At 39.8% G+C, this 13,289-nt stretch carries 3 protein-coding genes; all 3 read left to right on the top strand.

Translation table 11 applies throughout. The features are described 5' to 3' along the window. The first annotated feature begins 86 nt into the window (after positions 1-86). Genes H4K35_RS03965 through H4K35_RS03955 form a run of 3 tightly spaced genes read left to right on the top strand, consistent with a single transcriptional unit; the run spans position 87 to position 13,024 of the window. Positions 87-1,853: a hypothetical protein gene (locus H4K35_RS03965; RefSeq protein ID WP_182626098.1), complete on the top strand. Its 1,767-nt coding sequence runs from the start codon at positions 87-89 to the stop codon at positions 1,851-1,853. A 12-nt stretch (positions 1,854-1,865) separates the two neighbouring features. After that, entirely contained in the window at positions 1,866-12,734 is a 10,869-nt protein-coding gene (locus H4K35_RS03960; protein ID WP_182626097.1) for an RHS repeat-associated core domain-containing protein, read from the top strand. Positions 12,735-12,742: 8 nt separating this feature from the next. Beyond that, a complete protein-coding gene (locus H4K35_RS03955) occupies positions 12,743-13,024 on the top strand; it encodes a hypothetical protein (protein ID WP_182626096.1) in 282 nt (93 codons plus the stop codon). The last annotated feature ends 265 nt before the right edge of the window (positions 13,025-13,289 follow it).

Below are 13,289 nucleotides of genomic sequence, written 5' to 3'. Positions count from 1 at the left end.
TTACCTGATCATCCAAATACGGATTGGGTTTCTCTATTGAGGGATTCGACTTCATCTTATCGAACCAATCGTAAACAATTAAGCGTATGTTTAAAACCTTACTCTCTTTTATTTCCCTGTTTTGTTTTTTGAATTGCCTTTCGCAACAACAAATAAGTGACGCCCATCAGTTGGTCTGGGTCAAGGGATTATCAACAGGAATGTCCAAAGCTGGATTTAACTATAATACAAGAATTCACTTTGGAGGTGTGTTTCCCATCCTAAATAAGAAATTGCCCACTTCTCAACACACATACGTCTATTATGTTGTCAAGAGCATCAAAGCAAATGAGAAGCTCTTTTCGATATATGATGATGGAGCGCTACATACGTTCTATACGGATGTGATTAAATCAGACCTGGAAGTAAAGGTCGACTTAGCATATCTAGCTCAAGGCGCTATTGTCAATTTTAACTTTGTCAATGCCAATTATCGCAATAAAAATGGAAAGCGAATTTTCTATTTGGACAATACCTACGACAAATCCAATACCGCGCTGTACGAGGTTTTAATTTGTAACGATTGTGGAAATCCAATCACCCGCAATAAAATAGAAACGTATTTGGCGTTGAAATACGGCATTACCTTAGCGGATAAAACGAAGTATTGGAGCAGTAATGGAGTACAGCTATGGGATGCAAAGCTCAATGCAGCCTTTAATAACCATATTATTGGCCTTGGCAAGGATCGCTATTTTGGGCTAGAACAACTAGCGACCTCTAGTAATGAAGAGCCAGGAGTTGTGTTGAAAAAAGCAGATAATGAGGAAATTCTCGCCAATCAGAGCTTTGTGTTGATCGGCGATAATGCCAAAGAAAAAGCATTTGATTCCCAAAGCAATCGATTCAAACGACAATGGTTGGTGCAAAATAAAGGAGATCACGATCTACTCGTCGATTTTTCCCTTGCCGTAGCTCCCGAAAAGGATATGGATTATTATCTCTATACGGCTGCAGGAGGGGAGATCGCCCAGGATAAGACCGATACCTTACAGTTGAGCTTTAAAAATATCACCGTCAATACGCATTCAAATACCTATTGGTCGATTGGTCGAGTACAACCTTTTGCTATTGATATAGAGCAAGATACCTTGGGAATTAATCACAGCTATCAATTGTTGACTACTGGAGCAAGTGAGCCGCCTTACGCAATTCAAGCGACGGATTTGAACACCCATGAAGCCTACTTCTTTGTGACAGAACATACGCCATTTGCCTTGAGTGAGCTACCGAAGTCGACCTATTCCTTTACGGTACGCGATAGTCACGAACAACAAGCAACCCTCGATTCAATTGCCTTAGATTTTGACGCGTCTAATTTGATTGTCATGCCAAGTACATGGACACTAAATGGTCGAGACTTGCTGACAATACAGCCCCAACTCAAGAAACCGAACTCCTCCTATAGGTATCGTTGGTATCTCGGTGATAGAATTATCTCAACGGCTCCTGTCTTACGGGTGAATTACCCCAGTGACTTTAGCTTAGAAGTCACGGATCTTAGAGGAAAACACCAGCGTTTTGACTTTAGTGTAAACCGAAAGGTTAAAACCTCGACTTCGTTGGATGAGCAGTGGTTGGTTAGCCCAAATCCAGTGAAAGCAGGTGAGGAATTTAACGTACACTATTTCTTTGAATCTCCCAAACGGGTGGATTTCTACATCTATACTGTAGAAGGCAAGTTTATGCAACGCCAGCAACTCGGTCTTATTGAGGGGGGCGAGTACACCTATAGACTTGGAGGAAAGACCACCTATTTACTGGTTTCCATCATCAATAGTAAAACATCCATTCAGAAATTAATTGTCAAATAAAACCGTAGGAGTATGCAATTTTTTAAATGTTACCAAAGAGAAATCTCAACTTTTATTTTAATCGGCTTGCTGCAAAGTTTTGTTTTTGACGTGTTTGCCGCCTATGCCAACCCAATTCAGCTTAGACCAACGGCTTATTTTTACGAGCCTATGGATGTAGAGGAAGAGCGCTTGCTACCGAAAAATACAGCAACCAACGATACAGTGAATCTAGATGATGTAGTTTCTATTGTGGCATCATCTTCCGTTCAAGTGGCAGATGAAGTAGAAGAGCAAATAGACGATCAAACAGAGGAAGTACTGGTAGAGGAGGAAATAAGAAAAGAGAAAAGAGCAGAAGCCCAAACTCCTGTCTTTCGGTCAACCGTTGACCGTGCTGGGGAATCGGTTGTTTTGTATGCCGCTGATCTGCCTTATGGTGTAATTGGGAAGTCCGCTGATTTACCTTATGATGATCCCGAAGATAACCTGTTTAAGGTGAACATACCCGAAGCCATTGATGCTCAGGCGACTTATGTGTTGTCTTATGAGTTATATGGCGCTTCGAGTTCAACAGCAGTGGCTAAAAGTATCAATACCACTACGAGTACGGGAGGTTATATACAAAGTAAAAATCAAGCGTGGACCCGTGTAGAAGAGTATATAGCGCCGTATAATTTAAAACAGGGGGTGAATACGGTCTTATTCACCGCAGGTGAACAACCTGAATCGCCTTATTTGGTGCGCAATTTGCAAATTGAAAAACGCCTAGCCCAAGAGACAGAAGGAATACTTCAGGTCAATGCAACCCTGTGCGATAGTATAACGGGACAAGCCTACATTTCGGGGGTGGTAGCTGCCATACAAGGGGTTGAATTGTATATTTCGGGAAAACGCATTCCCATTATTCATGATACGTTTGAATACCTAGAAACAACGGAAGATTCTTTAGCCACGCCCTTATTGGCAGAAGTAAAAAAAGAAGGGAGGATAGTGGCAACACAAGAAATCCAATGGTTGACTACCTGTGTGCTTGCCGAGGTAAAACCGTTGACAACGGCCTTTGAACGCCGGGAATTTGCCGTTCAAAAACAAGGAGAATCCCAAGTGTTTCAACACGATCAAGTGGAGATTGAACTTCCATCGGCGAGTTTTAAAGAAGATTTTACCCTGTCGATTCAAGAATTGAGACCCCGTGATTATGCGCCTACAGGGATGACGTTAATAAACGTTACTCCTGAGAAGAGTGCTTATCGCTTTTTGCCAGATGGCACTCAATTTGACCAAGCAGTTACCCTGCGCTTGCCTTATGATGCTACGGCTTTGCCCCGTGGGTATAGCGCTAAGGATATACAGGTGTTTTACTTCGATACCACGATCAAACAATGGACCAAGGTTCAGGTGATTGATGTATTGGAAGAGAGCCAGCAAGTGGTCGCTTTAACGACTCACTTTACAGACTATGTAGCAGGGGTGATTTTAGAGCCCGAGAGCCCCGATGGAGATGCTTTTGCCCCCACGACACTGAGTGGGATACAAGCTGTGAACCCCACGGAAAATATTCCGATGGTCAGCATACCTCAAATTAATGATCGCGGCGATGCAGCACTTACTTTTCCCTTGATTTTACCTCAAGGAAGACAAGGGATGACTCCCGATTTATCAGTCAACTATAACAGTGGGGCTGATGAAGGGGATTTTGGTTTGGGGTGGAGTTTATCCGTTCCTACAATTTCGGTTGATACCCGTTGGGGGGTGCCTTTGTACGATACGGCCAAAGAAACAGAATCCTACTTGTTGAATGGAGAAGAATTGTTATTGGTGCAAGGGGATAACAACCTTTATGCACCGCATAAAGATCCGCTGATGAACCGACAGACAACTGCCACATTCAAAAAGATGCAACACAACCCCAATCAAGTGATTAAACGCTTAGGCACTGTGAATAATTACACCTGGCTAATAGAGGATCGATCTACTGGATGGACCTCCTACTTTGACCTATACGCTAAAGGTAAATGGCATCTGACTAAAGTCATGGATCCTTTTGATAATTATATGCAATATGATTATACCCAAAATTCAAGTGGCGATTATCAATTACAACAGATTGTGTACAATAAGAATCCAATATTGTCAACTTCAGGGACTAATTTACATGAATTTACTGTTTTAATAACACGAAAAAACACAATAGATATTCCTAGTGGACCTCGTTTAGATGTAAAGACAAATAATCGCTATGGTGTAGAGGCGAAGAGTGTGGATTTAATAGATCGCATTCTTATCAGTATGGAAGTTAAAGCCTCTCAGATGCAATCTGATGAAGGAAGAAAATCATTGGGATATGCGTATAATGAATATCAATTTTTTTACAAAGCAGGACAGTTTGGAAGGAGTTTACTTTATCGCATCATCAATACAAATAGCAATAATAAAAATGTTCTTGGACCTACTACAGACAATACCCCTCCTACAGTAGAAGAATACACCTTCGATTATCACGATGATATTGGTACGGGATCCCTTTTTGAAAGTACAGGACAAACGATCAATACCTATAAAGATTATGCCACGGATTACGATAGGTATAATGTATACCTATCTGCTTTGGGGGGAACAGAAGGAAAATTGACGAATTTTAATGGTGGAGGTTCAGCGGGAATTGTGACACCTATTTTTCCTAATTCGTGGTTGCCTTTTAGTCGCGCTGCCACCATAGGGGGAACGTTTGGTGGGGGCTCTTCCAATGCGGAAATCAAAGTAATGATGACGGATATTGACGGCGATGGGTTGCCTGACAAGGTTTTTAAAGACGGGATCAAATTTTATTACCGCAAGAATTTAGGCAATAATTTTTCAGCCGACGTCTATCCAATCAAAGACTTACCGAATTTAGGATATAGTAGAAGTGAAAATAGTGACAAAGGACTTAGCGTCAACATATTTGTTGGCAATATAAGTCGTACCAATTCGAAGAGCTCATCCAAAACAACAACCTATATGACGGATGTCAATGCAGATGGTTTGTTGGATGTGGTGGATAATGAACGGGTGTATTTTGGATCTATAGACCCCCAAACCCAAGCGCCTTCCTATAGTTTAGACAGCTCGATTAGTCCAGTTATTATACTAAAAGAAGAAGAGGTTGCCCCGGTATTAAATCCAATTCCACAGGTTGATATGACCAATGGTCCGATGGATGTTGTAATGGTATGGCGCGCGCCAAAACCAGGACAAATACGAGTAACAGGTACCATAGAGAAACAACATATTGGCCTTGAGAGCGGAGTTAAGTTTTCCATTGAGAGACTTCACGAAACAAATATGGAGGTTGCGAGTTTTGTTGTAGGTCCTAATTTGATGCTTTCCTCAAGAGAAACCCATAGTCATACCCTAACGGTTGAAAAAGGGGAACTGCTTTTTTTTCGTGTACATACGAACCAAGTACCCATAGCGGAGCTAGGAATTTCTTGGAACCCAAAAGTAGAATATACAGGGGTAAATCCAGATCCGATGAGCTACTCTTCTCGACATACCTCATCGTATGCCGATGGATTTATTGTAGGAAGCAAGCTTGAACTTATGTTTAAAGAAGCTGGGAAATACCGTCTAGAATGGCCTAGCTTTACTGTTCAAGAGAATGATAGAGTAACCCTTCGCGTTTCCTATTTTAAGAAGGGAACAACGGTAGGCGGAAATGTAGCAATTCTTGGAAATGATGTAGTGATTTACGAAAAAACGAGTAATATTGAGGGGATTACAACATTTTCCTCTCCAAATCAACTCTTAGATATGGAAACGATCACTTCGGTACCTAGTAGTTTTCACTATATAAAAGTTGAGGTATTAAGTGATTCTGAAATAGATTGGAAGTCGATTGATACTAAATTTAAGCCCAAATTAGTCTCGCTAGATTCGGCAAATCCCGACCTGTATATCACGCCCTATTACTCTAATTACAGTAAAGTACATACGAGTAATATTCCGTTGGAGTATACAGCTGAAGGTCCACGGGTGAGCGTGACCATAAGAAATAATTTCCGTTTGCCGGAATGTACGGAAGCGGCTTGTCAGGATCGATATGTCTATTTGGTCGCTCGCAATCCAAATGGAAGTATTATATCTTTAGTAAGTACTCGTAACCCCAATGACCCGAAGGGGTATGTAAAGTTCCGTTATAAATTTGACGCCAGTGGAACTATCGTTCAGAAACAGCGTTTGATGTCAAACAATCGATATGAAAATCTGGGAGATACGGATTCGTTTTCTTTAACACCAAGGGTAGGAGCGAGATACTATTTTGAGTACTACACCACGGAACACAAAATAGGAGAACTAGTAGATGCTTATCAATCAGGCGATAATGAACCTTTGATTAAAGTGACGGCAAGTGGGGCAAATCCTAGCTCCTATATGTCAGGAGTGGATACCAATGGAAAAGTAAAAGCAAATGTATATACTTCGGAGTCAACAGAAGCTTGGGGAGCCATGTACAGAAACTGGGGACAATTTGCTTATAAAGGAGCAGAACTCCAAGCCACATACCAACCGATTATAGGGAGACATGTTCTACCTTCAGCGGTAGCATCTAATTCAACGGTAAATAATATGCTGACGGATACTACCTTAACGTTGGATCAAGTAGAGTTGGATATGGATAACATTCAAAATGCGGCTGGTAATATGTCGGAGTACTTTGCCATGTTGTTGCCCAATAAAGAGAGCAACCGCTGGGAGAGTCATGAACATTTATATGTATCGGCAACAGCAATCAGTCCTTATACGCGATTCTTAACAGACGATATACCCGATTTGCGTCCACCGGCTGTAGCTGTTGGTAACTATGGCGCTGCGGGAATTACTAAATATTCGCATTTCAAAAATAATACGACGAACAAATCCCTGGGGTTTTTAGGATTTAGTATAGGGCGTGCAGATACGAAAGGATCGAGTGAATTGTTAAATGAATTTCTGGATATCAATGGGGATGGATTTCCTGATATTATAGGTGAACGTATTCAAGTTACCGCCAAGCGAGGCGGGCTTTCGAGTCGCATTGTTCAAGCGGATTTTACGGTTAGAACTTCAATTGCTGGTTCAGGAACTCTTGCAGGAGGAGGGAATGCCGGTATAACGGGAAGTCCAAAATTAGGAGATCGATCAACTAGGTCCGCTAATTTTATGGCCGGTTTGAATACAAAAATAGGAAACCAAGCTAGTGGCTCCCTCAATGGAAGTAAATTCACAACGAATAATTCAAGCTCGCGTTTTTATGTAGATATCAATGGAGATGGATTGATTGATATCGTGCAAAGTGATGGAAAAGTGTTGTTAAACTATGGCGGAGTATTTCAGCAGAGTTCAATTTGGCAGGGTCTACCTTTGCAAAAAAGCAAAACAGAAACCATAGGAGGTAGTGGAAGTGGATCTCTCAATCTAGGCTTTTCTAGCCAATCAAATCTAGATATAGCTGCGGGATTAAGTATTTCAACAAGTACTTCTAAGGATGCGGTAACTTATATTGATTTAAATGGTGATGGATTACCCGAAAAAATTGTAGATGGACAGTACTACATCAATACAGGAATGGGATTTGAGTCTTCAGGACGCAGTCTACCAGGGAGTCAAACACAGAAATCTATAGATGCAGGACTTAATGGAAATTTAACGATCTGTGTTTATTTCCCCATTCCCATTATATTGACAGGACCTAAATTTTGTGTATCTGTAGGAGCAGCTTCAGGGCGCAATATTTCTACAGAAGAAAGCCGGTATATGGATTTTGACGGGGATGGATTTATCGATTATGTCACTTCTACTCGCAATGAAAGCATAACGGTTTATAAATCGCGTATTAGACGTACGAATTTGCTGAAAACAGTGACCCAAAGCACAGGAGCAAAAATTGATTTAGATTATGATGTAGTCAATCCAATCGACCAATCGGTTATCGGATCAACCTATAAGATGCCGTATAAAAAATGGGCATTAACTAAAGTAAATGTATTTGATGGCTTTGAAGGAGATGGAGAAAATACCACCCGCTATGCTTATGAATATTTTAATGGCTATAAAGACAGAAAAGAGCGCAATTTCTTGGGGTTTGGTCAAACAAAAGCCCACTTGTTAAATAGGGAAGGCATCCCGTTCCGTACCACAGTAACAGCGTATCTATTGGATGCTATGACAGAGAATGAGCTATATCAACCCGGAACTAGTTCTAGCCTAAAACAATACCTCTACAAAAAAGGATTGCCGAAGAGAACCTATACCTTAGACAAGAGAAAACGACCGTTGACTGAAACCACGTATACCTATAAGTTTTACGATAGTCGCTTGCTTGTTGATGATATACATACGGCTACAACCTCCAGTGCCGAAGTAAGCGTGTTTACAGAAAAATTAGCTGTATTGCCTATAGTTACAAGTATACAAACGAAAAATTGGACCTATCAAGACGAAACGGGAAGCAATGCTTTGGTTAACCAAACCCAACAAGACTTTCAGTTGTATGATACAATGGGAAATGTCAAGAGGTATATGGATATTGATCGAGGGTTAACTGTTGATATTGCTTATAATTTAGGCGTAAAGACCTTGCCGATTAGCCATCGAGTGAGTGTAACTACAAACAATCAACAGTTGAGATTAACCACTGCCACTGTTACACCCGATGCGATGAAGTATGCTCAAGTAAATCATTATGTAACAGATGCTGATTTCACAATAACAAAGTATGAATACGATATTTTAGGTAATATTAGCAAAAGAACGCTACCAGGAGGCTTTAGTTATACTTACGATTATGGTCCGTTTAGTCCGCAAATGGGAAATCGAGAGTATCATGGCGATTATTTTAAAGTTGTGCCAGCGCGAATTACGGATCCTTTTGGCAATGTGACTAGACAATTAGTTAATGTATTTGGACAACCGGTTTTGGTCAGGGATGTATATGGAGAAGAAATACATTGCGATTATGATCCTTTTAATCGGTTATTACAGGTAAAAGGACCGTATGAAGCCGAATGGACTATTCGCAACACCTATGGGACTAATCGCACATCGATGACGCAACACAATTTGGGTGATGGCCATATTTTGCATACCAGTATGTTAACCGATGGGTTGGGACGTGTCATTCAAGTGAAAAAACAACTGGCCAATGACGAGGAGTATATCGGTTGTGAGGGAGGAACACCAAAACTTCGCTTTGCCGTATCAGGTAAAACAAAGTACGACGAATTTGGACGTGCAGTTGAAAACTATTTATCCGAAGAAGAGCTGTATTGTGAGCCATTAGATCTAGAAGAATTGGGCTTGGAAGGCTTAGCTGAAGCGGAAGTTTTTCAAAGACTTTTAACGAGGTATTATCCCACAACGGATATAGATGAACGCAAGATTTTGACAACCTATGACGATCAAGATCGCGTCTTGGATCAGCTGATCTATGGAATCGATGCGATTACGAAATACAGCTATGGATTTGAAGGGAATCTAATGTTTCAAAAAGTTATTTTACCTGAAGGAAATACGACGATAAACTATTTTGATAAACTAGGGCAAACGGTCATACAAAGTCAATTGGGCGATAGACAAACACTTTCTACCGAATTTGTTTACGATGCGTTGGGGCAAGTTAGACAAGTGACCAATGCCATGGATCACTTTACGAAATACGACTATGATTGGCTGGGCAGGGTCATAGAAAAGTGGTCGTCTGCCTCAGGTATTACTGCGTTTACCTATGATGATTTAGGACAAATTAAGACCAAAGTAGACGCAACGGGTCAAACGATTAACTATACGTATGACTTTAATCGTTTGACAAAAATAGTAGGGAATCAGATTGATGCCGATTTTGTCTATGAACCACAAGGACGCTTAAAATTAATGACCGATCGAAGCGGTACTCATCAATTTAAGTATGGAAAATTAGGGGAAGTCGTAGAAGAGACCAAATTCATTTCTGATGAACATGGCAGACCACATTACTTTAAAACCAAGTATAAATACGATTCTTGGGGTAGAATCTTGGAGCTAGTGTATCCCGATAAAGAAAAGGTCAACTACCACTACAACAGTGTGGGACAATTGACGAGTATGATCAATGATGAAGGTGTCGAATACCTCAGTCAAGTGAAGTACAATTACTTTGATCAACCCTACTATATTCAATATGGAAATAAGGTGGAAATGAAGCAGGAATTTGATCTAACGGAGCGTTTGCGTGCTGCTCAATTCGCTGCACCACAAGCAAATAATTCGAACAGTTTCAGTGTGTTTTTACGCAATGTCTATCGATATGACCGAAATAATAATGTGAAAGGGATTTACAATAATTTTAGCCAGCATCGGCGATTAAATATCGGAGGAACGTATCGTAAAAAGTTTGAGTATGATGCATTTAATCGACTGAAGACGGCAGCAGGAAAATGGGATGGCTTGTTAGAAGAACACAATTATATGTTGGACATGCACTACACCAAAGACCATGCGATCAGTAAGAAAACACAGCTGCATGCTGTAATAGATAAAAATACGAGACAAATAACCTATACAGAAAATTCGATAAAAAGGAATTATATCTATGAAGATTCAAGATCCCCTCAACTTACTCGTATTGAGGGTATGAGTGATAATGGTAATGGGTTTGAACAACGTTTTAGCTATACAGCAACTGGAAATATAGATGTTATAGAAACATCGGGTAATACTTCGAGTGCTGTAGCATATCAAAATCGCAGTTTTAACTGGGATGCCAATAATAATATAACAGATATTACAGATGATGGAAATCTATCGAGCATTTACTTATATGATGGAAAAGGAGAACGTGTAGGCAAGCGAATTACAGTATCTTCCAATTTGAATATCAATGGCCGAATGAACTTACATGGATCCTATAATGCAGGAGAAGTGCTGTATCCTAATGGTTATTTAGTGTGTACTAAGGGGACCTACACCAAACACTATTATGCCAATGCAAAGCGCATTGCTTCTCGTATAGGAAAAGCGGAAGATGTGGAAGATTTTAGCCGAGAAGATTACAATACTGTAGAGGTGTCTCCTCCTACGTTTATGAGGGGGCAGATGCGTAGTGCAACTGCACAGCTAACAAGAGGAGTTAGAAATTATGAGATTTTTAATACAACCCAAATTTCGGAGGCTATCTGTAAAAATCAAGTTGAATTTTTATTGCATTCACTTTATAATACGCCAGAGAAATTGTATTGTAGACAGCAGATTTTAGCTATTTTGGAACAACATATACTGTATCGAGAGAGGTGTAATTTATGGGATTCACAAGGAAATTGCGTGAGTTATGAAACTATAGTGGGAAGAACTGATTATTGTGCGGCACTAGAGCAAATCAACGCTGAAGGTTGCGTAGAACTAACAGCAGATGGTTTAGTAATTGACCCAGAAACGGGCTATGTCTATGATCCGATTACCGGAATTCCACTTGATCCCATCACGCGTGATCCAATTGATTTAGGAACAGTTGTAGATTTTAATCGCCTCGAGTTGGATTGTTACAATCAATTTCTTAATTTCATAGAATACTATAAAGATCGCGAAGATAAACCAGAGATATACGATTTATTATTCAAGTACTATTTGTGTTTGATTTGTAAAGATGCGGATTGTAAAAAGTGTTATGATTTACCAGGTATTGTTTTTGCGGGAGAAGATGGAGGAGAAGATATAAGTTGGATCCGCACAGAAGGAGGGTTTTACATTCAATTTTGTGATTTAGAGATACCGTCCAAACCGCGAGAAGAACCAGAAGAAGAGGTAGAACCAGAATTTCCGCCTATTGTATTGCCCCCAGGCATAGACGACCAATGGAGAGATGAACCACCAACACAGGTTCCTATTGTAGCTAATCCAATGGAAGAACACGGTCCGGTTTGGTGGTATCATAGTGACCATCTAGGCAGCACGTCCTATATTACAGATATCTTCGGAAAACCGGTTCAATACATTGAGTATTTACCGTTTGGAGAGGTCATGGTGGAACAGAGTACCAATAACATTCTGGAGAATGTGTATAAATTCAATAGTAAGGAATTAGACGCACAAACGGGCTATTACTATTATGGAGCGCGTTATTACGATCCGGGAACGAGTATATTTTTGAGTGTGGACCCGTTGGCGGAACAATTTCCTGCCTGGAATCCGTATCATTATGTACACAATAATCCGATTAATCTGATTGATCCAACGGGGATGCGAGCAGAGGAAACAGGAGGTGAAGGAGGTCGAATAACAGTATGGACTGTTTATCCAGATAATAACAAAAAAGGGAGATATAATGCTTATGAAGTAACCAGTACTGATTGGGAAGGAGACCCAACTGATGTTTTCTCCGTCCATAATAATGACGGATCTATTGATATATATAATAGTATAAAAGATCTTAATAAAGCCGGAATAACAAATGTAAATTATCAGCGAAAAAATGATAAGAGTTTCATGGGCAATTTCCGAATGGCTTATGATGGTTGGGTTAATCCAACAGGAGAGACTGCAAGAGCTAAGGAAACAATGTTGAATTACATTGAGGGGGTTGGTTCTTTTGTACTACCTGCTATAGCTTCTGAATTAGTTTCTGCTAAAGGATTTAGTATAGTTAACGCTATACCTGAGGGAAGGTTAGCAAATCATTTATTTAAGGGCAGTGGCAAACTTGCTGATACTCCTGCGAATAGAGCTTTGATACAAAAACTAGCTAATACAAGACCATTAGGCGTAGATTCATATGGAAAAAGTTGGTATATGGGAGCAAATAGTTCTGGGCAGTCTATTTATACATATACACAAAATGGAGTAGTTAAAGGAGCGGGGTATTCAACTATGTCTGCTGAAGAAATGATTATTAGGTATGGTTTAAAATAAAAATCAATATGAGTTTAATAAATAATGGTAAAATAGATAAAAACGGAATAATTAGCAGTAATGACCTAATTACTGAAAAAGAAGGATACGAAGCTATGTTGTATATGCTTAAATCATATTGGGAAGCGACAGGATCTAATGATTTAACTGATATATTAAGTGGTGGTGAATATTGGTTGATGCATAATCGACCTGCTGATAGTGCTTTTTGGGAATATTGGCTAGAAGCAGTAGAAAAAGTTAAAAGAGATGGTCCACCTCCTTTGAAAGAATTATTTAATGATAAATAGTTAATATAGGTGCAACTAGACAAGAATAACCAATCTCCTCAAGCGGATTGTGTTTGGGTTTTAGTTAACGATTTATGGTTTAAGAGTGGTATTGGAACATTAATTTCGTTACTGTTTTTTTCCTAACCACTTGAAAAACTTTCTTCATTTGTAGAAGTCTACTGTTCGTCTATAAATAATAAATACAACCACTAAAAAGCAAAAGCACCGAATTCGGTACTTTTGCTTTTTTATAACTTTAACATATTTTGTTTTACAGCGTTGC

Source organism: Myroides sp. NP-2 (assembly GCF_014145665.1).
In the GTDB taxonomy this organism is placed as follows: Bacteria; Bacteroidota; Bacteroidia; order Flavobacteriales; family Flavobacteriaceae; genus Flavobacterium.
The sequence above is the reverse complement of the archived record's forward strand: the minus strand, read 5'-3'. Positions and strand labels throughout refer to the sequence as shown.

Bases quoted from the DNA above. Each gene is read 5' to 3' on its own strand.
- H4K35_RS03965 (WP_182626098.1), top strand. From the start codon at position 87: ATGTTTAAAACCTTACTCTCTTTTATTTCCCTGTTTTGTTTTTTGAAT.
- H4K35_RS03960 (WP_182626097.1), top strand. From the start codon at position 1,866: ATGCAATTTTTTAAATGTTACCAAAGAGAAATCTCAACTTTTATTTTA.
- H4K35_RS03955 (WP_182626096.1), top strand. From the start codon at position 12,743: ATGAGTTTAATAAATAATGGTAAAATAGATAAAAACGGAATAATTAGC.